Origin of the sequence: Brevundimonas pishanensis, from assembly GCF_022750635.1 — a bacterium.
GTDB lineage: Bacteria > Pseudomonadota > Alphaproteobacteria > Caulobacterales > Caulobacteraceae > Brevundimonas > Brevundimonas pishanensis.
Window position 1 is genome coordinate 335552 of record NZ_JAJKBG010000002.1, and the last position, 22976, is coordinate 358527.

Consider the following 22976-nt stretch of genomic DNA (forward strand, 5'->3'; position numbering starts at 1 on the left):
AAGGGAAGGTTCAGGTCGGCTGGGCGGCCGTTTGAGCAATCGGCATATGGACGACGAAACAACTGCCGTGACCGGGTCCGTCGCTGAACACTTCGATGCGGCCCTGGTGCATTACGACCAGTTGTTTCACAAGGGCTAGACCGATGCCCAGCCCGTCGCGAGCCCGATCATCAGGCCCTTTCGACTGGGCGAACAGTTCGAAGATGTGGTCGCGCACTTCGAGCGGAATGCCGATGCCATTATCCTTGACCGAAATCCGGACCTGATTACCGGTAACGCTCGCAACCAGATGAACTTGGCCTTGCGTCGGCGTGTATTTGGCAGCGTTGGTCAGAAGGTTGCTGACAATCTGGGACAACCGAGTGAAGTCGCCGCTCAGCCAGCAAATATCGTCGGGCACTTCGACCGTCAGGGTGTGATCGCCGGCCTGCATCTTTGGCATAGCGATATCCACAGCCGACTGGATCACGTCCTGGAGGCTCACTTTTTGCTGTTTCAGTGAAATCTTGCCCTGATCGATACGGGCAACGTCCAGAAGGTCCTCGACGAGGCGCGACAGGTGCTGAGATTGAACTCTCATGCGCTTGCGAAGAGCAGCATGGCGCTCCGGGTCATTGGTCTTGTCCATCAGCTGGAAGCCAGCATTCAGGGCCATGATCGGGTTTCGGAGTTCGTGACCGAGAACAGCGATGAACTCGTTCTTGCGGCGATCTGCGATGCGCAGCGCATTGGCGTAGGCTTCCAGCTCATCGCGCTGGGCGAGGATTTTGAGCTTGCTGCGGTACAGGTCAATAAAGACACGCGCCTTGCTGCGCAGAATATCCGCCTCGATCGGCTTTTGGATGAAGTCCACGGCCCCGGCTTCATAGCCGCGGAAACGGCGCTGAACGTCCGCACTGCCTGCCGTCAGGAAGATAAGAGGGATGTCGCGGGCATTCACATTGCCTCGCATGAACTCGGCAAGTTGGAACCCGTCCATGGTCGGCATCTGCACATCGAGCAGCGCCAAGGCGACGTCATGGACCAACAGCAGTTCCAGCGCCTCTTCGCCGGACCGTGCCTTCAGACACGTCACATCCTCGCTGGCCAGCAAGGCTTCCAAAGCGATGAGGTTTTCCTGGAGGTCGTCCACCAGGAGGATGTTGATCGGCTGATCGACGGTGCTCATTGGATTGCAATCGCTTTTAACTGGTCGACGATGCCCTGAAGCGTCTCAATGCGCGCCGTCGGGCAAAACTTTAAGCCCGCATCGGGCATGGCACGGACACTGGCTGTGACCGGATTTTCTACGATGACATGACCGCCTGCCGCGGCCACAGCGGCTAATCCGCGCGCCCCGTCGTCGTTAGCCCCCGTCATCAGAACGGCCAGAAGGCGCTCTCCGTAGGTATCGGACGCGGTCTCGAACAGGACGTCGATGGAGGGTCTCGAGAAGTTCACCCATTCATCAGAAGACAGAGCAAGATCGCCGTTGGCCTCCACCAGAAGGTGATAATCAGACGGCGCGAAATAGACGACGCCAGGCAAAGCGGCCTCTTTGTCCTCGGCTTCTTTGACCGCGATTTTGCATTTGCTGGCGAAAAGCGGTGCCAACACATTGCTGCGGTCAGCCGGTATATGAACCACGACAAACACCGGAACAGGCAGACTGGCCGGCAGCGCGGGCAATACCTCGAGAAGTGCCTGCACCCCGCCCGCGGACGTGCCGATGGCAATGGCCTCTATGCCGTTCATCCGTCCTTCCTCCGGTAGATTTTCTCCTGAGGGACGAAATCGGTGAAAGCGTCGACGTGGCGCGAAAAACGAAGCGTCTCTTTTGACCCGATCCCGAGGAAGCCCTGCCGGCTAAGCGAGTCCTTGAACAGTCCGACCGCACGGTCCTGTAACGCACGGTCGAAATAAATCATGACGTTCCGGCAGGAGATCAACTGCATCTCGCCGAATACCGCATCCGAGACGAGGCTGTGGTCCGAGAAAACGACATTCGCACGCAGGCTGCTGTCGAAGACGGCCCGTCCGTAATCGGCGGTGTAATAGTCTGATAGCGACGAGCGACCGCCAGACTTCTGATGGTTTTCGGTGAACTTGCGGATGCGATCCAGCGGGTAGATACCCGCCTTGGCCGCCGCCAGCGCATGGGGGTTGATGTCGGTCGCGTAGAAGAGCGTGCGATCCAGCAGGCCTTCCTCCTTAAAGAGGATGGCCATCGAGTAAACCTCTTCCCCTGTGCTGCAGCCTGCGATCCAGACCTTGAGCGAAGGATAGGTTTTCAGGTGCGGCAACACCTGTTCCCGAAGCGCGCGGAAATAGGTCGGATCGCGGAACATTTCGCTGACCTGTACGGTCAGGAAGCTCAGCATATGACCCATCATGGCCGGATCGTGCAGAATGCGTTCCTGTAAGGCGGTGATGTTCGGCACCCCGAAGTGGATGCGCGCTTGCATCAGCCGCCGCTTGATCGAAGCGCGGGCATAGTGACGGAAGTCATAGTGGTAACGAAGGAACACGGCCTCCAGCAGAAGCTGGACTTCGATATCCTCGATGGAAGGCTGATGGGCAGGGCTCAACGCGGCATCCACACACGTACAAGCGAGAGCAGTTTGTCGACGTCCAGCGGCTTGGCCATATAGTCATTGGCACCGGCAGCCATGCATCGTTCCTGATCGTCGGGCATAGCCTTGGCCGTCAGCATCAACACTGGGAGATTCTTCCAGCGTTCATCCTTGCGGATTTCCTGCGTCGCGGTCAGGCCGTCCATGACCGGCATCATCACATCCATGAGGACCAGATCGATACGCTTGGACGGATCGGTCGCCGACTTTTCGAGGGCGTCGAGAGCTTCCTTGCCGTTGCGGGCGATCTCGATACGCGCCCCGCGCGGCTCCAGCACATTGGTCAGCGAATAGACGTTGCGCACATCATCTTCGACGATGAGGATTCGGCGATCTTCAAGCACAGCGTCGCGGTTCCGGGCCTGCCGGATCATCTTCTGCTGCTCGGGCGGCAGCTCGGACACGACCTGGTGCAGGAACAGCGAGACTTCGTCGAGCAGGCGCTCGGGCGACTTTGCGCCCTTGATGATGATCGAACTGGAATAGCGACGCAGCTGTTGCTCGTAGTCGGGCGACAGATCCTGACCGGTGTAAACAATCACCGGCGGGAAGGCGTAGGCACCCTCGCGGCTGAGAGTTTCCAGCAGGGAGAAGCCCGAGGCGTCGGGCAAGGTGAGGTCCAGAACCATACAGTCGAAGGTCTGGGTCTTAAGTTGTTCCAGACATTCGGCGGCGGTACCGACACCTACCGTTTCGACGTCGCCGGAAGCCAAGAGGCGGCTGACGGCATCACGTTGCACCAGATCATCTTCGACGATCAGTACGCGTCGGACCGAGCGGGTCAGCTTTTCTTCGAGAGATTCAAGGACCTGAACCAAATCCTCGCGCTTCACCGGCTTGACCAAATAGCCAATCGCGCCGAGCGACAGGGCGGTCTGGCTGTGGTCCTCGCCGGAGACGACGTGGATCGGGATGTGACGGGTGGCATCGTCGCGCTTCAACACGTCGAGCACTGTAAGGCCTGATTGATCCGGCAGACCGACGTCCAGCACAACGGCGCTGGGCTGATAACGCTTGGCCAGACGCACGGCTTCTTCAGCCGTTCCTGCCACCAGGACCTGGAAGCCCAGTTCGCGGGACAGATCGCGGACAATAGATGCAAATCGCGCGTCATCCTCGACCACCAGCAGTACCCGGTGGGTCGAAGTGAGGTGATCGCGGTCGTCATCGACCGAGCGGGCAGCCGGACGGACCGGTTCTTGAGACAGCTCGGGAGCTGGTGCCAGTGAAGCGCGGGGCGGGGCACTGACGGGCGCGGGGAGGGCATCGCGCGCGGTAACGCGGTCGGCTTCATAGATGCGCGGGATGATCAGGGTGAAGGTGCTGCCCTTGCCCGGCTTACTGTCCAGAGTGATGCGCCCGCCGAGCAGGCGCGCCAGTTCTCTGGAGATGGACAGGCCAAGGCCGGTACCACCGTATTTGCGGCTGATCGTGCCATCGGCCTGACGGAAGGCGTCGAATACAGCGGCCTGCTGTTCGGGCGAGATACCGATGCCGGTGTCGGATACGGCGAAAGCTATCTCGTCCGCGCCCACGCTCTCGAGAGACAGTTTGACCGTGCCGGCCTCTGTGAATTTGAACGCGTTCGAGAGCAGGTTTTTGATGATCTGCTCCAGACGCTGGCGGTCCGTTTCCAGATCACCCGCGCCTGCCGACGCGGTGTCGATCTCGAAGGTCAGACCGCGCTCGTCCGCCACGGGCTGGAACATCTGGCGAATGTCGCCGCTGAGGCGCTGGACCGAGACAGCTTCGGGGCGGGCCTGAATGTGACCGGCCTCGATCTTCGACAGGTCCAGAATGTCGTTGATCAGGTCGAGAAGGTCATTGCCCGACGACTGGATCGTGCGGGCATAGTTGACCTGTTGTTCGGTCAGATTGTTGTCGTTGTTGTCCGCCAGCAGTTTGGACAGGATCAGCAACGAGTTCAGCGGCGTGCGCAACTCGTGCGACATATTGGCGAGGAAGTCGGATTTGTACTGGCTGGCCTGTTCGAGTTCGCGGGCCTTGAGCGTCAGTTCAGCGCCGCTGCGTTCGAGATCGTCGCGCTGGGTTTCCAGCATCTGCGCTTGTTCTTCGAGCTGGCTGTTGGTCTGCTCCAACTCGGCCTGCTGCTGTTCCAGACGGACTTGCGATTCCTTAAGCGCACGCCCTTGTTCCTCCAACTCCTCGTTGGAGACGCGCAATTCTTCGCTCTGGACCTGTAGTTCTTCGGCTTGACGTTGGGTTTCTTCCAACATGTCCTGCAGACGGGCGCGATAACGCGCAGATCGGAGTGCAGCACCGATGGCCGACGCAGACTCGTTCATGAGCGCACGTGCCGGCTCGTCGACCGCCTGTAAGAAGCCAAGTTCCAGCACCACGTTGACGGAACCGTCCGCCTTGCCCGGCGCGATGAGCAGATGGCGCGGATTATCACGCCCAAGCGCCGAACCGATTGTGAGATAGCCGTCCGGCACGTCGTTCAGGATAAGGCATTCACCTTCATCGGCCACCCGTCCCAAGAGGCCCTCGGAAGGGAGGAAGTGAGTGGGTACGTCGACATCCGCGGGGACGCCGGTCATGGCCACGCGACGGAAGCGGTTGTCCTCGCCCTTGAACAGTGCGCCTGCATGGGCACCAGTATAACGTGTCAGGAAACTGAGAACATTCTGAGCGAGTTGCTCCAGGGTCTGGTCGCCCAGCATAGCGTTCGCCAGCCCGACCTGACCCTGATGTAGCCATTCCTGACGCGCCCGCTCGCGCACGCTGCGGCGGATCAACAGGAAGACGACAATAGTCAAGAAAGCACCAAAGAGGCCGGAGAGAACGCCGCTGAAGATTGCCGTTCGGGCAGCGGCTTCCATCTGACGGATACGCTCCTGGCGGACCCGTTGTTCCTCGACCTGCATCTGGTTGACGAGGGCGCGGATGGCGTCCATTTCGCCTTTGCCGCGGTTGGAGGTTAGCCGCTCAATCGCGCCCTGCATCCCGTTCTCGCGACGGGCCTGAAGGGCGGTTTCCAGCTCGGCCATACGGGTCGAAACGTGGGTGCGAACCTGCTTCAGATAGGCGGTCTGGGTCGGGTTTTCCTTGGTAAGATCCGAGATTTCTTTCAGACGCTCGTCGAGATCTTCAGTGGCCCGCTCATAGGGCATCAGGTAGCTCGGATTGCCAGTAAGCAGATAACCGCGCTGGCCGGTCTCTGCGTCCAGCATTGACGTCATGAGGCCGTCGATGCCGACGATCACCCTATGGGTGTGCATGATCTGCTGGTTGTTAGACCGCAGAACCTGAATGTTCATATAGGCAATGACGCTAGTGGCGCAGAAAAACGCCAGCACGAGCACCAATCCAAGCGCAGCCCATGCCTCGGTGCGCGACGAAGAACTCGGTCGGATCTTCTCGAACATAAAATGCGGCTCCCCCCGGAGCGAGAATGGCGGGTTACCCGGCCTTCAAAGCAAAAACTTATCAAAAGTTCGCGTTATGCGACGACGTATGCATACCCCACACGAGCCGAACCGCAACGCTGTGTTTGCCTAATCGGTTCCAGAGAATGCAAAGCCCAAGTTACATTTTATTGTGGAGCATCAGTCGAGAGACGTGCCGAGCCGATAACGCATGGGGGCCAGCCCCTTGCGAACCTGACTCCATTTGATCGGCATCGATACTGGTGCACCGGGACGACCACGGGGGGAGTAGGGCGCAACTGCAGTGGCCTTGCGGTCATTGCGCAGATAATCAATGAAAATGCGCCCCTTACGCTCTTTCTTTGACATGTTGATCAAATAGCGGTCCGGCGAATCCGCCGCCATAACGCGGGCGAATTCACGGGCAAAGGCCTTTGCTTCGGGCCAGTCCATGTCGAGATGCTCGACATATGTGGTGACGTGCAGGCCCTTGCCGCCCGTCGTTTTGCAGTGGCTATCGAGCCCAAGGTCTTTCAGCCTGTCCCGAACTTCCTTGGCCGCCGTAATAACGTCCACGAATGCAACATCAGGGGCAGGGTCCAGATCGAAGATCAACCGCTCTGCCTTCTCCGGGTTGTAGGGCACGCAGTTCCAAGGGTGGATTTCGACAGCCGATATCTGGGCTGCTGCGATCAGGCCTTCGACCGTGTCGATGCGTATGTAGGGCTTGGGGTCTCCCTTGATCTCCACAGCCTCAATGAGCGGTGACTGCCCTTTGGCTGGATGCCTCTGGAAGAAGGCCTCGCCCTCGATCCCGTTAGGCATGCGAATGATTGAGCAGGGTCGGCCGCGAATGTGTTCGAGCATCTTTTCGCCCACGCGCTCGTAATATCGGGCGAGATCGAGCTTGGTGTAGGCGGGGCTATCCTTGGTCGCAGGCCACAGAACCTTGTCCGGACTGGACAGATGCACGCCGCGCAACGGGGAAGCAGGGACTGTGGGTGTTGGTGTCGCTGTCGTTTTCGGTTTCGAGGGTGCCTTTACCGTGTCCAATGCTACGTCTTTGGCGGGCTTGTCTTCCCGCAGCCCTTTGAATGAAGCCTGACGGATGGCTCCTGAGCCTGTGAAGCCCTCGAAAGCGATTTCGGCGACGAGGACCGGCTTGACCCAATGGACACCTGCAATGGTTTTGGGGCCATCTGGGAATGGGCTTTTATCGGTTTCCACGGCCTTCAATCGGGGCATAATTTGATCGACGGTTTTGCGACCAAATCCAGTTCCGATACGACCGACGTGAACAAATTTGCCGTCGCGATAGACGCCCGCGATAAGGGATCGGAAGGCCTCGCCCGTTGTGGCCCATCCGGCGATGACGACCTCTTGCCCTTGTCGGCACTTCGACTTCACCCATTCATCGCTCCGTCCCGAGCGATACGGGGCGCTCAGGCGCTTTGAGATGATGCCTTCGAGATCAAGTCGACAAGCCGACTGCAGCAAGGCGTTACCGGTTGTCTGGAAGTGTTCGACATAGCGGATTGTGCCCTTGGCTTTGGCAAGACGCTTGGCGAGTTCAGCCTTGCGGTCGGTCAGAGGAAGCTTGCGAATGTCGTTTTGACCATCGTGCAGAAGATCAAACGCATAATAGATAAGCTGAGCGACGCTCTCACCGCCCAACACGGCCTGCAGAAGAGCGAAGCTGGGCTTGCCCTCGTGGTCCAGTGCAACGGCCTCGCCATCATAGAGGCCATCCTTGAGTCCCTTCGCATCGGCGACGATCGTTGGAAATCGTTTCGTCCAGTCCAGCCCTTTGCGGGTCCGTACCGTGATGTCCCCCCCAGCGACCCTTAGTTGAAGCCGATATCCATCAAACTTGATCTCGTGAGCCCATGCCTCTCCGGCGGGCGGGTTGGATGCGTTGGACGCCAACTGCGGCTCGATAAAGTCGGGCAGGGACGGAGCTCGGGCAGTTTTGGCTGTCGCTTTTGTCGGCGCTTTTCGTGTTGCCGCCTTTTTTGGCAGCGTGCCTCTGGGCAGGGTCATAAAAGGTTCGACATCGGCCGGCGCATTATCGGCGATCTGCTTCATGGTCCGGCTTGAGGCGACCGACTTGTCGCGATCCGTGGGTCCGCCGCGATTGCCGGTCTTGGCTACACTGTCCTTGTGCTTGATCAGCATCCACGGCTTTCCCTTTTCGCCGGGCTTGGGCTTGAGCCGCACCAGTACCCAGGAGCCATGCATGCGGGTGCCTTCCATCACGAACTTCAGTTCACCCTTTTGAAGATGACGGTCGACGTCTTCGAAACCATGTTCCGGTATCCAGAGGCCGCGATCCCAGATCATCACGGTGCCGCCGCCGTACAGACCCTTGGGGATGCATCCTTCGAAGTCGCCATAGTCCAGCGGGTGGTCTTCCACCGCCATCGCCAACCGCTTGTCCGCGGGATCGAGCGAGGGGCCTTTGGGCACGGCCCATGACAGGAAGGTGCCATTCCACTCCAGTCTCAGATCGAAGTGGAGTCGGCTGGCGTCATGCTTATGGATGACAAAGCGGAGTTGATCTGACGGCGCGATGGCTGCCCCTATGCCTGACGGCTCCTCCGTGCGGGAGAAGTCGCGCATCTTGCGATAGGTATCGAGACGGGGATTGGGCATCGGAACCTCCGCTGTGGCTAACGGCCTCGAAGGGATTGCGCTCCACCATCCACAGATTTCCGAGCCTTGCATGAATCCATAGCGAGGCCTGTGCGTTTAGGTGGAACGGAGGTCCAAATGACTGCAACTGATGACAAAGAGCTCAACAGCTATCGGGTCACTGCCACGGGTCACCCCACGCGGATTGTCCAAGAGCCGACAGTCGAAGCCGCCGCCATCACCTATATCGAGGACTTCATCACCTCACCGCCAGTACCGGAATTGCGGCTCTGGGTGACCGATGTGGATGACGGACGCCAGCATTGCTTCCTGCTCGATCTGGAAACCGGCGAAGTCGAAGCCTGCGGCTAGCGAACGATTCGGCGCAAAGGCCGTTTGTGGATTGTCTCTATTGATCAGACTTTCACAACGAGGTGCGTCCATGGCTCCCAGACCCAGTTGGCAAGGGCATTTGAAGCTGTCCCTGGTGACCTGTCCGGTTGCCCTTTACACCGCCACCTCAACCGGCGGTGATGTCCACTTCAACTTGATCAATCCCAAGACCAACAACCGGATCAAGATGATCACAACCGATCCGGATACGGGGCCCATTTCGCGATCCGAACTGGTGAAGGGCTACGAAGTTTCGAAGGGCGAGTACGTCTTGCTGACTGACGAGGAGATCAAGTCGGTCAAGCTGGAGAGCACCAAGACCATCGACATCGAGAGCTTCGTGCCAGCCAAGGACATCGACAGGATCTATTGGGATAATCCCTATTTCCTCGCGCCTGATGGCAAGATCGGACAGGACGCATTCAACGTCATCCGGACCGCGATGGAGAAATCTGGCAAGATCGCCTTGGCACGGGTGGTAATGTCCACCCGCGAGCGGCTGTTGGCTCTGGAGCCGAGGGGCAAAGGCATTTTGGCCTATACGTTGAGGACCGATGACGAGGTGCGTCAGCCCGATGAGGTCTTCGGCGGGATATCCTCCGCAAAGGCGGATGCCGACATGATCAAGATTGCCGAGAAAATCATCGAACAGAAAGCAGGCCCCTTCGATCCCAGTATGTTCAATGACCGGTATGAAGAGGCGCTGAAAGCCCTGATTGCAGACAAGCAAAAGGGTAAGAAGCCCGCTAAGGTCGCTGCTCCGAAGGAAGACAATGTTGTGGATCTGATGGCGGCGCTTCGGGCCAGTCTGGATGCTAAAGCCGGCCGCGCTTCCGGCAAGACGGCCTCCAAGTCGTCTGCCAAGCCCGCAGCGAAAACCACCAAGACCCGCGCTCGCAAGGCGGGGTAATCAGCAGTGGCAAAGGTCGCTGACGACGCCGACGATATCCCACAGGGGCTGCGCTGGTGCTCCGACGAGGTGGAAGGAATCCGTCGCAAAAGAGCGGGGCGGGGGTTCGTTTATCTTCGACCAGACGGCGCGCGGGTAACCGATGAAAAGGTGCTGGCGCGCATCCGTGCGCTCGCCATTCCGCCCGCGTGGACGCAGGTTTGGATTTGTCCTCATAGCAATGGACATATTCAGGCGACGGGTCGCGATGCGCGTGGGCGAAAGCAATACCGCTACCACCCGGAGTGGTCCAAGGCGCAGTCCGAGAACAAGTTTGCGCGGATGCCCGCATTTGCCGCCGCCTTGCCCAAACTTGAAGCCGCTATCGAACTGGGTCTGGCGCGCCGAAGGTTTGATCAAGAAAAGGTTGTCGCCACTGCAATGCGGCTGATGGAGCTAAGCCTGATCCGCGTCGGCAACGCGCGCTATTCCCGAGAGAACAGCAGCTACGGTCTGACGACCCTGCGCAAACGCCACATCGAGATCAGCGGCTCAGAACTTCGCCTGCGGTTTCGCGGCAAGAGCGGCATTGTTCATGACTTGAACATTCAGGACAAAAGGCTGGCGACAGGTGTGAGGCGATTAAGCGAACTGCCCGGTCATACTCTGTTCCAGTATCTCGATGACGACGGCGAATACCGCGCCGTTACGTCAGACGACATCAACGCCTTTATCCGCGACCACATGGGCGAGGAGTTCTCCGCGAAGGATTTTCGAACGTGGGCGGCAACGGTCTGCGTGGCCCGCGCCCTGTGTGACACCGAACTGCCGACCTCGGCTACAGATGCCAAGCGCAAAACCAACACCTGCATACGCGAGGCGGCTTCTCTGCTGGGCAACACTCTGGCCGTTTGCCGGAGCGCCTACGTCCACCCCCGCGTGATCGAGATGTTCGAGCAGGGGGAGTTGTCTGAGGCACTTCCTCGTACTTCGGCCAAGTCCTTCGAACGCGCTCTGGCCAAGGCTCTGATCCACGACCCGTAGATGTGCGCAGTGTTGGCTACGATGCACGGCGCAACAAACGGCGTCCGCAGAGGATTTATCGGGAAGCTAAAGACCTCGATCATGGAGACAAGCGATGGACAGACTGGCAATGCAGGATCCCCGAAATCAGTATCCTCGGCCTCCTTTTCCTGAGCAGGAACAGTCTCCCCCCGGCCTTGTGAAATGTGTCACGCCCGCACCCGACCATGGCGAGACCAGCTATAAGGGCCACGGGCGACTGGCCGATCGTAATGCTCTGATTACAGGCGGTGACTCCGGCATTGGCCGTGCGGTCGCTATCAGCTTCGCCAGAGAGGGAGCGAACGTCGCCATATCCTATCTGCCTTCGGAAGAAGCAGACGCTCAGGAAGTCATCAAACTGATAGAGGCCGAGGGCGTAAAGGCACTGGCCCTTCCCGGTGACGTCCGTGACGAGGCGTGGAATGCCACCATGGTGTCTAGAACGGTCGACGCGTTTGGCGGGCTAGACATATTGGTGGTGAATGCAGGCCGCCAGCAATACCGCGACGACCTGAGCGAGTTCACGACCGCGGACTTCGACGCAACGATGAAGACCAACCTGTACGCCATGCACTGGCTCTGTCAGGCAGCGATGCCGGTCATGCCAGCGGGTGCGTCAATCATCACCACGGCCTCCATTCAGGCCTATGAGCCGAGTGATATTCTACTGGACTATGCGACCACCAAGGGTGGCATCGTTACCTATACCAAGGCACTCGCCAAACAGGCCATCGACCAAGGCATTCGCGTCAACGCTGTCGCCCCGGGTCCCTTCTGGACGGTGTTGCAACCCAGTGGCGGTCAGCCCGACGAGAAGGTGCGGAACTTCGGTGCCCAAAGCGCATTCGGCCGCCCCGGCCAGCCGGTGGAAATCGCGCCTGTCTATGTCCTGCTGGCGTCTCAGGAAGCCAGCTTTGTTACGGGCGAAGTCTGGGGCGTAACCGGCGGTGCGGGCGTGGGTTAAGGTAGGTCGATATGTCTTCGCGTCATGGGGGACAGGCTGTGCGTTCGTCTTACGTCAGGGATCTGGGGCGCGCCTTTGGCGGTGCCTTGCTCTTTTCGCTGCCTCTGCTGATGACGATGGAGATGTGGGAACTGGGCATGGCCTTGGAGCCATGGCGGCAGTTGCTGTATCTCGTGATCAGCCTGCCGCTGCTTTATGGCCTGGCTCACTATGCAGGGTTCACCAATCGTCGGGGAACGCTGCAGAACATACTGGACGTTTTGGTCGCAGTGCTCGTTGCCGCGGTCACGGCGTCGGTGTTGTTGACCCTGATGGGCGCGTGGGAACTCGCCAATACGAGGGTGGCGACGGGCCAGCTGGTAATGCAGACCGTGCCCGCTGCGATAGGTGCACTCGTTGCGCGCAAGCAGCTTGCCGCTTCAGGGGCAGAGGATCGCATCCATAAGGGCGACTATTTCGGCGAACTGTTTCTGATGATGGCGGGTGCGTTGTTCCTCGCCCTCAATCTTGCACCGACCGAGGAGATGCAACTGGTGGCCTATCGCATCGGCCCACTAACTGCCTTGGCGGTCATGGCATTGTCGTTAGTGCTGTTGCATCTGTTCGTATTTGAAGTCGGATTTGCCGGACAGGAGGAAAAGGAAACGCCGATGGGCGCCTTCATGCACTTCACAGTGCCGGGCTATGCCATCTGTCTGCTGGCAAGCCTTTTGATCCTGAGCCTGCTAGGAATGAACGACGGCCACGGTATCGGCGCCATCGCAGCCAATACGGTCGTACTCGCGTTTCCAGCTTCGTTAGGTGCTGCTGCAGCAAGGCTTTTGGTATGAGATTTGGTGTGTCCAAACCCAGAAAGAAACGTCGCATCTCGCGCACCCAGGCGTGTCTCGCTGCACTGGGAGCTATAGTTATCTGTATCGGCGCAACGATCCTCGCGATCGAGAGCGCCAATGGGGGCGATCAAGCAAGCCTGTCCGCAAAAACGCTGCGCATAGACCACGTAGGCGGGGCGCGAGAGGTCACGATCGAAGTCGAAAACGACGGCGGGCGCACAGCATCTGAAGTTTCCGTCTCGGCTCAGGCATCAGGTGAAGAAGCTGCTGTGGTGATTGATTACGTGCCGGCGGGCGGGGGCAGGGAAGTGGTCGTGCGTCTGGAGGCAGCCGGTCCTGTGGAAGTAAGGGTCGACAGTTGGATTTACCCGTAGGGGAACTGATCCTTACCAGACACTAGGCGACATTCGAGAAACGCACGGAGCAAGCCGACACTTTCCTTTTCATCAGGCAGAAAAGGAAAATCCCATGCGACTTCCCGAAACGGTGGCCCGCCAAACGAGTGCGAGGCTGGAAACATGAGTGCCTCTGATATCCAGCCCACCCAAGGTACCAATGCCGAGATGGCAGGCACAGGTCTGCTGGACCGCAAGGCGCACGAGGGTGAGCATGCCGCCTCGTCAGTGCAGGCGGTGATCATCAACCGCCCGCGGGCCGACCTTTATCAATTCTGGCGGGACTTCCAGAACCTGCCGACCTTCATGCCAAACGTGCGCAGCGTGTCCGAAGACGGACGGCGCTGGGTGATTGCGGGGCCGGGCGGCACTGACATTGAACTTGAAACCGAAATCACCGCCGATGATCCCGCCTCCTTCATTGGCTGGCGCTCCACCGAAGACTCCGACATTGACCATGAGGGGTGGGTAGAGTTCCGCGATAATGCGTTCGGGCGTGGCACCGAAGTGCGGGTGATGATCAGCTATGACCCGCCCGCAGGGGCCGTCGGTAAGCTGGTCGCCAAGGTGATGCAGCGCGAGCCGCGCATTCAGGCCCGACGTGAACTGCGTCGATTCAAACAACTGATGGAAACCGGCGAAGTCTCGACCTCGCAGGCTCCTGAAGCCGCACCCCGTAGTTGAGGAGAACTGAACATGCGCGCTCTTACCTGGCACGGAAAGCACGATGTCCGCGTGGATACGGTTCCCGATCCCCAGATCGTCAATCCTCGTGACGCCATCATCAAAATCACCGCAACGGCCATCTGCGGCTCCGATCTTCATCTCTATGACAGTGTCATTCCCGGCATGCACTCAGGCGATATACTGGGTCATGAGTTCATGGGCGAAGTAGTTGAGGTGGGCCGCGGGAACACCAGTCTGCAAGTCGGTCAGAAGGTCGTCGTGCCATTCACCATCGCCTGCGGCAGTTGCTTCTTCTGCGGCAAGCAACAGTACTCGGCCTGCGATAACTCCAATCCGGCGGATAAATCCGACGCTTCAGAAGTGGCCTACGGTTATCCGGCAGCGGGATTGTTCGGCTATAGCCACCTGACCGGAGGCTATGCCGGTGGGCAGGCCGAATATGCACGGGTTCCTTACTCGGATGTTGGCCCGATTGTGGTTCCTGATGGCATTGAGGACGAGCGAGTGCTGTTCTTGTCCGACATCCTCCCGACAGGTTGGATGGCCGCAGAAAATGCCGAAATCGAGCCGGGCGATACCGTCGTAGTGTGGGGTTGTGGCCCCGTCGGCCTGTTCTGCATCAAGAGCGCCTTTCTGATGGGAGCAGGGCGAGTTATCGCCATCGACCACCAGCCGAACCGGTTAGCTCTCGCCCGGCGAAATGGTGCCGAGACCTTGAACTATCACGAGGTGAAAATCCTCGAGGCTCTCAAGGAAATGACCGCAGGCATCGGGCCGGACGCATGCATCGACGCCGTGGGCATGGAGGCGCACGGCTTTGCGCCGGACAATATCATTGATGCTGTGAAGCAGGAGACTAAGCTCGGCACGGATCGCCAGCACGTCCTGCGCGAAACCATCATGGCCTGTCGCAAGGGCGGACGCATATCCATGCCGGGCGTCTATGGCGGCATTGGCGACAAGCTGCCCATCGGGGCCTTTATGCAAAAGGGTCTGACCCTGAAGACAGGTCAGACCCATGTGCAAAAATACCTGCCGGAGTTGTTAAAGCTGGTATTGGAAGGCCGGATCGATACGACAGACCTGATCAGTCACCGACTGCCGCTGGAAGAAGCTCCGACGGCCTACAAGAACTTCCACGACAATCCGAACGAATGGACCAAGGTGGTCCTGCAACCGCACGGATAATACTGCCAGATCAGGTCAGCGTCTCGCCATCCTGCTCACGGAGCCAGTTATGGGCTTTGGTGGCAGCAAGGGCTCCGTGGCCCATGGCGACGCTGATCTGATCCAATCCTTCAACCACATCGCCTGCTGCCCATAGTCCCTCGACCGCGCTTTTCGTCACCGCTTCTGGAGGCAGGCAACCGGTGTCGGTGAGGCCTAGGCCAAGTGCGGTGCCCAGCTCGGCTCGTGGCGAGCAGCCCAGCGCCGGATAGACAACGTCGAAACTGGCTTCTTGCTGTCCCTCCAACGCGACTTCGATGCGGTCGCTGTGAGGCGTCAGTTTGGCCAGTGCGCCATGGGCCACCTTGATACCGGCCTGGTCGAGCTGTGCTTGCTCTGATGCTGTCAGTTCGGGATGGGACAATGGCATCAGAGTGATGCGGTCTGAGTACTGGCGCAGGAACAGCGCTTCGGCCGCGCCGTTGCTATCACACCCCAGCACCCCGATGTTGGCATCCGTATGCTCGTATGCATCACATATGGGGCAGTACCGCAGCACACCGTCCTTGATCGCCTGTTCGTGGACATCACGGGACAGGTCCACCTCGTTCAGGAAAATGCCGGTCGCGAGGATGACGCCACGGGCGCGAGTATCGGGCTGGCCATCGCTTGAAACGATGAAGGCTCCATCTGCGCGGCGAATGTTCGAGACGCACATCTCCAGCATTTCGGCACCATATTTTTCTGCGTGCTCGGTCATGCGGGCGATCAAGTCTATGCCAGTGATACCATCGGGATAGCCCGGCGCATTGTGCGTGAGCGGGATACGCAGAGCGCGGCTCTTACCGTCGTGTATGACCAGCACGCGGCGATGGTACCGCGCCAGGTATAGAGCGGCCGTCAACCCTGCAGGTCCGGCCCCTACGACCACCACATCCCAATCGGTACTTTGATCCATTTATGTGTCCTCTTTAGTGGGAGAACTTAAGAGCGCGGGGTGGCGTTCCCCCGATACGCCGCGCGTTGTGTCCGACAATGGATTGTAAGCGACGCGCAGGAACGGCGAAGACGGATTGCAATTTCTCACTCCCGATAGGGAGAGCCGCAATGACAGAAGAACAATTCCCGACGTTAAACAACGGGCTATCTGAAGGGGAAACAGCGTCTGGAAGTGGCAGGGTTCACTCTGGAGTGCGACCAATGCAGGTCCTCGAACGCGCAGTCTATCGCGGACCTCATCGATATAGCAGAACCCCTATGGTGAGGGTCCGTCTCGATCTTGGCGCGATGGAAGAGTGGCCCAGAAACCTGATCGCAGGCTTCAAGGAAAAGCTGCTCCAAGAGTTGCCCGGACTGCAGGAACACGGGTGCTGCTTTGGCGTCGCCGGAGGTTTTGTGCGCCGGCTGGAGGAGGGCACATGGTTCGGGCATATCGTCGAACATGTCGCATTGGAACTCCAGTTTCGCGCGGGCCACGAAGTATCGCGTGGCAAGACACGTTCGGTAAGGGGACGGGTCCGAACACATGCCGCGATACCGTCATTTGTTTGCCATTGAGAACGATGCCGTACACGTCAGCATCCAGGTTCCAGTTAGGTTTATAAATGAAGTTCGTGACGCAGCAGCGCAGCGACGAGTGACGGCCAATGAGCTTGTTTTTACCGCTGTGAGTCACGTGCTTGAAGCTGAGAACGCGCAAGCAGCTTAGACCTGCGAGTCCGATTTAATGGGAACCGAGTCCCATAATATCGGCACCATATATTCGGTCCGAACCCTAATCTCACTGGGAGTCTCAGAAAATAGGGACTCTGACAATATGCAACAGAATTCAACATGTGTTTCCTTCGCATAATATTCGTTAGGCGATATTCTATACCAGCTCAACGGTGCCCCTTTGCGCTGCACTTGCATCAGTACGCGCACAATATGGTTGAGCGGTTCTAGGCCGCGTCACAGACTTCGATCACGCGTCTCAGGCGCGCTATCTTATAACGCATTGTAATTCGACGGTTGGCTGAATACGTTTGCCGAAGATGACGAAAGCAACCTGGCAAATAGCTAAGTTGTTCGCCGTAATGAGCTTGCTCGTTGCGGTTTTCGTCGCGACGCCATTCACGGATGCTACGGCATGTACGTTTGAACTGCCGTCTATACAGCAAAGCTTGTCCGACGCTTCAGATAGCGATTGCTCGTTGGATGCTGACGGCGTTGCGTCGTGTGCGCATGGCCACTGCCATCACACGGCATCGTAACGCGGCGCACCACAAATCGAGGCGGAAAATCGGGTTTTGAGCCCCCTGCTCCGCCAATTCTGGCACGTTAACGATTATCTGGAGACACGTGCTCCAGACGGATTAATGCGCCCGCCAAAGGGCTGATCAGACGCTGCGTATACGCACATCTATCTGAAACCTTTGGATATTTCTTATGTCACGGACATCATTGCGTCTGGCGCTGATCGCTGCCGGATGTGGGGTAGCGTCGCTTGCTGCGACCTTGCCCAACTTGGCGCGTGCAGAACCTGCGCCATCCTACCAACAGCTTCCGGCGGGCTTGACCCAAACTCCGCGCGCAACCGAAGCCAACGCCCTTGCCGATGCCGCACAGGCACGGGTCCGCCAAGCGCTAACGCGGCCCAATCCGACACTAGCGTTCTCGGCCGACAATACATTCGGTACCGGTCCTTACAAGAATTGCGGCGGTAGCGACCTGAGCCTATCGGTCGAGCAAAACGTGGACTTTTGGGGCCGAAGGTCAGCGCGCACCAACATAGCGCGCGCTGACGCAGGCGTCGCATCGGCCCGCCGTGATCTGGCGTTGATCGACGCCAGCGGACAGTTGGCTTTGATCTATGCCGAGGCAGAGGCAGCACAAAAGCGCGCGGCGCTAGCGCAAGAAGCACTGACACTGGCGCTTGCGGACGCGCGCGCGGCGGTGGCTCTGGTCGAGGCCGGACGTGAGCCCATGCTCCGAGCTATACAGGCCGAAAGCGAGGCAGCGTCGGCCCGAGCCGCTTTGGACGAAGCCAATGCCGAGGAACTGGCGGCCTTCGCTCGCTTGACCGGTCTGGCGATGCTGGCGCAGCCGGTCACCGCCATTGAGGCCAGCCTACTGGCGACCGCCTCAAGTGCGCCGTTGAACCAATCAGACGACGCGCCGGCCATACGGATCGCCGAGGCCGAGCGTCTGGCTGCCGAACGACGTGTAGCCGGAGAGCGCACGAACGCCCGCCTTGACGTCACAGCAAGCGCTGGCGTCACGCGCTATGGGCTTGAGAACGAAACCGCGCTGACCGTTGGGTTAAGCGTGTCCTTGCCGTTGTTTGACCGAAACCGTGGCAACATCGATGCCGCCCGTGCCGAGCAAACTGCGGCTGAGGCTCGCGTCCTGTCCGCGCGTCAGGACGCCATGGCCGAGCGCCGAGGTGCGGTTGCGCGGTTGTCGTCCTCGACCAATCGCATCGCCGCAGCCGATGCAGGCGTAACGCGGCCGAAGAAGCCTATCGGCTCGCGCGGATCGGCAGTGAGGCTGGGCGTATCTCGCAACTTGAACTGCGGGCCTCCCGCACGGCGCTGATCTCTGCGCGCTCGGCGTCGGTGGATGCCCGACTGGCCGGGGTACGGGCTGAAATTGACCTCGCGCGTCTCGAGGGTCGCGCCCCGTTCCAAGGAAATCTGTGATGAAACAGAAACTGTTGCCGAACCGGGCTTGTGGCAGGTGCTGCCGCCATCGCCCTTGTTATGGCTGCTGGCGGCTTCGTCATTGGCCAACGTTCCCAACCCGATACCGCCAAGGCAGAACCACGGCCTGCATCCGCGCTGGCCGAGGAAGAGCCGCAAGCCGATGATGGCGCGATCGAGCTGTCCGCTCAGCAGATCACAGCAGCGGGAATCGAGGTTGTCGCCGTGAAATCGGGTGGCGGCGCAGAGACACGCCTGTCCGGTCGTGTTCAGCCGATGACCGACGCCAAGGCGGCGATCACGGCCAATCTCTCGGGGGCGGTTGAGCGCCTGTTGGTCGCGCCCGGTCAGGCGGTTCGTGCTGGCCAGCCGATTGCTACGGTCGTCAGTGGCGAAGGTGCCGCGCTAAAAGCCGACACCGCTCGGGCTTCCGCAGCCGGATCGCCAAGCGCCAGCGGACGTGCGTCAATCGTCAGCCCGATTTCCGGGGTGATCACCAACGTGCAAGTCGGCCCCGGTGGCTTCGTCACCCAAGGCACCGTGCTGGCCGAAGTCACCAATCCGAACAGAGTCGAGTTGGTGTTAACGCGCCGCCCGCAGTGGCGCACCTGATCAAGTCCGGAACCGTGATCAAGGTAATCGGCCCTCAAGGCGAGTTTGATGCCCGCATCGTCGGCGTAGCCGTAGGCGCAGATCTGCAAAACAGCGGCGCAACTGTCGTCAGGGCACAGCCACTGGGCACAAACACCCCGCCGGTTCAACGGTCACGGCATTCGTCGTAACGGGCGGCAATGAAGGAGGCGGAGTCTCGGTGCCATCCAGCGCCATTCAAACCGTCGATGGTGCGACTGTCGTCTTCGTCAAGACGACCACAGGCTTCCGTGCCCATTCCGTTCTCGTCGGCACGGCAGCCGCCGGACAGACGCAAATTCTGCGCGGTCTTTCCGGCACAGAACTCGTCGCCTCGACCAACGCCTTCCTGCTTAAGGCCGAAATGGCCCGCGGCGAAGCCGAGCACGGTCACTGAGGACGCCCTATGTTCAGTAAAATCATTTCGGCTTCTGTCCGCTTTCGCTGGTTCGTCATTCTGGCGACCGTTTTGTTCACCTTCTGGGGTTTGTTCCAGCTAACGAAACTGCCTATCGATGCCGTGCCTGACATCACCAACCGTCAGGTACAGATCAACACCGTAGCCCCTGCCCTCGCACCCGAGCAGATGGAGCGACAGGTCACCTATCCACTGGAAACCGCCATGGCGGGTATTCCTGGGCTGGAAAGCACGCGATCACTGACCAGAAACGGGTTCAGTCAGGTCACGGTCATTTTCACCGACGCGACCGACATCTACTTCGCCCGCCAGCAGGTGGCCGAACGTATGGCGCAGGCTCGAGAGCGTTTGCCCGATGGCGTCGAGCCTGCGCTGGCTCCGATCACGACGGGGCTCGGCGAAGTCCTATGTGGACGGTCGATTTCAAACCCTTCGACGCGAGCAAGGCCAAAGCCGGAAAAGCGGGCTGGCAACCGGACGGAAGCTATCTGACGCCCGAAGGTGAACGCCTGACCACGCCGCGCGCACGCTCGACCTATCTGCGAACCGTGCAGGACTGGACCGTCGCGCCGCGTATGCGCACGGCCAAAGGGCTGGCAGGCGTGGACGTCAACGGCGGCGATGTGAAGGAATATGCTGTCCGTCCCGATGCCGCCAAGCTGTCGGCCTATGGCATCAGCCTGGCCCAGCTGGTCGAAGCGCTGGACCGCGCCAACACCCAATCGGGTGCGGGGTACATCCAGCGCTCGGGCGAGGCATTGACTGTTCGTACCGACGCATTGGCCCAGTCCGTCGAAGATCTAGCACAAGCGCCTGTGGTCAATCGCAATGGCCTTGTCGTTCGGGTCACCGACGTCGCAACTGTCGAGATCGGGCAGTCCACGCGCCTAGGAGCCGCCAGTCGTGACGGGCACGAAACCGTTGTTGGCACGGCTGATGCTGGCGGGCGAGAACAGCCGCACGGCCGCCCAAAACGCAGCCGGACGGCTGGAGGAAGTCAACGCAACCCTCCCGCCGGATATCGTCGCAGAACCCGTCCTGAACCGCAGTGCGCTGGTGAACTCGACCATCAAGACGGTAGCCAAGAACCTGACTGAAGGCGCGCTGCTGGTGATCGTGGTGCTGTTCCTGTTGCTGGGGAACATACGCGCCGCAACGATCACGGCCTTGATGATCCCGATCAGCTTCCTGTTCGCGGTCGTGGGCATGAACCGCTTTGGCATCAGCGGTAATCTGATGAGCCTTGGCGCTTTGGATTTCGGCCTTCTGGTCGATGGTGCTGTGGTTGTGGTCGAGAACACCCTGCTGATGCTCAGCCAGCGCCGGGCCGATCTGGGGCGCGCCCTGACGCGCTCGGAACGCCTGAACGTGGCCGGACAGGCCGCCAAACAGATGATCAAGCCTGCCGCTTTTGGACAGCTCATCATCCTGTTAGTGTTCACACCGCTCCTTCTGCTGGGAGGCGTCGAGGGTAAAACCTTCATCCCCATGGGTGCGACGGTCATGCTGGCGCTGGTGGGTGCTTCATCTTCTCCTTCACCTTTGTGCCAGCCATGACCGCGCTTTTGGTGCGGGATCCGAAGAAGGTGGAAGTCGACGAAAACGGTCACGCGCACGAGCATGAAACGGCCATCCTCCGCTTTGCTCGCCGCTGGATCGAGCCTGCGATCCGCCGCGCGGTCGACAGCCCGAAGATCGTGATCATCTCGGCCTGCGCCATGCTGTTGGCGGGTACACTGGCGTTCATGTCGCTTGGACGCGAGTTCATCCCGACGCTGGATGAAGGCGACGTAGCCATGCAGGCGCTTCGCGTCCCATCGGCCTCGCTTGATCAGTCGTTGGCCATGCAAATGGCACTGGAGCGCGCCATCAAGGCACAGCCGGAGGTGAAAACCATCTTTTCGCGGACCGGCACTGCCGAAGCAGCCGTTGACCCCATGCCGCCCAACATCTCCGACGCGGTTATCATCCTCAAACCTAGAAAAGAATGGCCTAATCCGAAGCTACCGAAAGAGGAACTGATCGCTCGCTTTGAAGAGGTTGCATCACGCCAACTGGGCAACAGCTTCGAGTTTAGCCAACCTATCGAGTTGCGCTTCAACGAGCTGATCTCGGGCGTGCGCACCGATCTGGCCGTCATGGTCTATGGCGACGACTTCACCCAGCTTCAGGCCGCCGCCGATCAGGTTGCCAACGCCCTACGCGCAACCACTGGCGCGGCGGATTTTCGGGTAGAACAGGTATCGGGCCTGCCCACTCTGACGGTTGCTATCGACCGCTTTGCAGCCGCCAGCTTTAGCCTGTCGGCGGGGGATGTGTCCGATGCCGTGTCCACGGCCATCGGCGGTACCGAAGCGGGCCAAATCTTCGAAGGCGACCGCAGCTTCAACGTCGTCGTGCGACTGAACGATGAAGAGCGCAACGATCCGGCTGCGCTGGCCGCCATTCCGATCACCACGGCCAACGGCGTCACCATCCCGCTATCCACGGTGGCGCGTATTCAGGTGAAGGGAGGCCAGAACCAGATAAGCCGCAATGACGGCAGCCGCCGCATGGTTGTTCAGGCCAATGTCCGCGGTCGCGACCTGGGCGAGTTCGTCACCGACGCGCAGAAACGGGTCGCGAAGGACGTCCAACTGCCGACAGGCTACTCGCTGAAATGGGGTGGCCAATTCGAAAACCTGAAACGCGCCGAACAGCGACTGGGGCTGGTGATCCCTGTCGTGCTGGTCCTGATCGGTATCATCCTGTTTGTCGCGCTGGGTTCGATAGCGGAGGCGGGACTGGTGTTTGCCTGTGTGCCGTTGGCCCTTGTCGGTGGCGCATTTACCCTGTTGCTGAGAGGGATGCCGTTCTCGGTGTCAGCCGCCGTTGGCTTCATCGCTGTATCAGGGGTGGCCACACTTAACGGACTGGTGCTGATGCAGGCCATTCGCGAGCGCTTGCAGAGCGGTCACACCCCGCCTGATGCCGCGCTCTATGGTGCCTTCAGTCGCCTGCGGGCCGTTTTAACAACGGCGCTGGTGGCGATTGTTGGCTTCATCCCCATGGCCATCGCGTCCGGTGCTGGTGCAGAGGTTCAAAAGCCGCTCGCGACCGTTGTCATTGGCGGCCTTATCACGGCAACTGCCCTCACCCTGCTCGTGCTGCCCACATTCGCCGCACGCACAATGAAGCGGCGATCCGAATTGACCGAGGACTGACCGGCAAGTTCGGCCATCGC

At 59.8% G+C, this 22976-nt stretch carries 18 protein-coding genes and 1 pseudogene; 13 read left to right on the plus strand and 6 right to left on the minus strand.

The annotated features are described in order from the left end of the window. Positions 1-10: 10 nt before the first annotated feature. The 5 genes from LOX95_RS05400 to ligD form a co-directional block, all read right to left on the minus strand. Complete coding sequence (locus LOX95_RS05400) at positions 11-1168, minus strand: hybrid sensor histidine kinase/response regulator (protein ID WP_242913439.1); 1158 nt, start codon at positions 1166-1168, stop codon at positions 11-13. After that, positions 1165-1734: a chemotaxis protein CheB gene (locus LOX95_RS05405; protein WP_242913440.1), complete on the minus strand. Its 570-nt coding sequence runs from the start codon at positions 1732-1734 to the stop codon at positions 1165-1167. The genes LOX95_RS05400 and LOX95_RS05405 overlap by 4 nt, the downstream gene beginning before the upstream one ends. Next, entirely contained in the window at positions 1731-2567 is an 837-nt protein-coding gene (locus LOX95_RS05410) for a CheR family methyltransferase (RefSeq protein ID WP_242913441.1), read from the minus strand. The genes LOX95_RS05405 and LOX95_RS05410 overlap by 4 nt, the downstream gene beginning before the upstream one ends. Then, positions 2564-6001: a response regulator gene (locus LOX95_RS05415; RefSeq protein ID WP_242913442.1), complete on the minus strand. Its 3438-nt coding sequence runs from the start codon at positions 5999-6001 to the stop codon at positions 2564-2566. The genes LOX95_RS05410 and LOX95_RS05415 overlap by 4 nt, the downstream gene beginning before the upstream one ends. Positions 6002-6181: 180 nt before the next feature. Beyond that, positions 6182-8653 (minus strand): DNA ligase D, encoded by a 2472-nt coding sequence (gene ligD / locus LOX95_RS05420; RefSeq protein ID WP_242913443.1) that lies wholly within the window; start codon positions 8651-8653, stop codon positions 6182-6184. A 117-nt stretch (positions 8654-8770) separates the two neighbouring features. On the opposite strand from ligD, the gene LOX95_RS05425 reads away from it, so the two are divergent. The 8 genes from LOX95_RS05425 (at position 8771) to LOX95_RS05460 (ending at position 15046) form a co-directional block, all read left to right on the plus strand. Then, positions 8771-9004 (plus strand): DUF5961 family protein, encoded by a 234-nt coding sequence (locus LOX95_RS05425; RefSeq protein ID WP_242913444.1) that lies wholly within the window; start codon positions 8771-8773, stop codon positions 9002-9004. Positions 9005-9074: 70 nt separating this feature from the next. Beyond that, positions 9075-9935 carry a non-homologous end joining protein Ku gene (gene ku, locus LOX95_RS05430; protein ID WP_242913445.1) on the plus strand — a complete coding sequence of 287 codons (861 nt, stop codon included), beginning with the start codon at positions 9075-9077 and terminating at the stop codon, positions 9933-9935. Positions 9936-9941: 6 nt separating this feature from the next. After that, positions 9942-10958: a DNA topoisomerase IB gene (locus LOX95_RS05435; RefSeq protein ID WP_242913446.1), complete on the plus strand. Its 1017-nt coding sequence runs from the start codon at positions 9942-9944 to the stop codon at positions 10956-10958. A gap of 94 nt (positions 10959-11052) precedes the next feature. Continuing rightward, on the plus strand, positions 11053-11943 hold the full coding sequence (locus tag LOX95_RS05440) for an SDR family oxidoreductase (protein ID WP_282452688.1): 891 nt from the start codon (positions 11053-11055) through the stop codon (positions 11941-11943). 38 nt (positions 11944-11981) lie between these two features. Further along, positions 11982-12773 carry a TIGR02587 family membrane protein gene (locus tag LOX95_RS05445; RefSeq protein ID WP_242913447.1) on the plus strand — a complete coding sequence of 264 codons (792 nt, stop codon included), beginning with the start codon at positions 11982-11984 and terminating at the stop codon, positions 12771-12773. A gap of 8 nt (positions 12774-12781) precedes the next feature. Continuing rightward, entirely contained in the window at positions 12782-13150 is a 369-nt protein-coding gene (locus LOX95_RS05450; protein ID WP_242913448.1) for a hypothetical protein, read from the plus strand. Positions 13151-13294: 144 nt separating this feature from the next. Continuing rightward, complete coding sequence (locus LOX95_RS05455; RefSeq protein ID WP_242913449.1) at positions 13295-13855, plus strand: SRPBCC family protein; 561 nt, start codon at positions 13295-13297, stop codon at positions 13853-13855. Between the two features lie 12 nt (positions 13856-13867). Further along, positions 13868-15046 carry a zinc-dependent alcohol dehydrogenase gene (locus tag LOX95_RS05460; RefSeq protein ID WP_242913450.1) on the plus strand — a complete coding sequence of 393 codons (1179 nt, stop codon included), beginning with the start codon at positions 13868-13870 and terminating at the stop codon, positions 15044-15046. 10 nt (positions 15047-15056) lie between these two features. On the opposite strand, the gene LOX95_RS05465 is transcribed toward LOX95_RS05460, so the two are convergent. Next, positions 15057-15983, minus strand: coding sequence for an NAD(P)/FAD-dependent oxidoreductase (locus LOX95_RS05465; protein WP_242913451.1), 927 nt, complete (start codon positions 15981-15983; stop codon positions 15057-15059). Between the two features lie 299 nt (positions 15984-16282). Here LOX95_RS05465 and LOX95_RS05470 point away from each other — a divergent pair, with 299 nt between their 5' ends. From LOX95_RS05470 to LOX95_RS05485, 5 genes and pseudogenes are all read left to right on the plus strand, one after another. After that, positions 16283-16582: a cyanophycin synthetase family protein gene (locus LOX95_RS05470; RefSeq protein ID WP_282452699.1), complete on the plus strand. Its 300-nt coding sequence runs from the start codon at positions 16283-16285 to the stop codon at positions 16580-16582. An 870-nt stretch (positions 16583-17452) separates the two neighbouring features. Continuing rightward, a complete protein-coding gene (locus LOX95_RS05475; RefSeq protein ID WP_242913453.1) occupies positions 17453-18601 on the plus strand; it encodes a TolC family protein in 1149 nt (382 codons plus the stop codon). Between the two features lie 134 nt (positions 18602-18735). Beyond that, entirely contained in the window at positions 18736-19317 is a 582-nt protein-coding gene (locus LOX95_RS14275) for an HlyD family efflux transporter periplasmic adaptor subunit (protein ID WP_345791435.1), read from the plus strand. Between the two features lie 199 nt (positions 19318-19516). After that, positions 19517-19732, plus strand: a complete 216-nt coding sequence (locus LOX95_RS14280; protein ID WP_345791436.1) for a hypothetical protein — start codon at positions 19517-19519, stop codon at positions 19730-19732. Between the two features lie 9 nt (positions 19733-19741). Beyond that, positions 19742-22956, plus strand: a pseudogene (locus LOX95_RS05485) (efflux RND transporter permease subunit). Positions 22957-22976 lie beyond the last annotated feature (20 nt).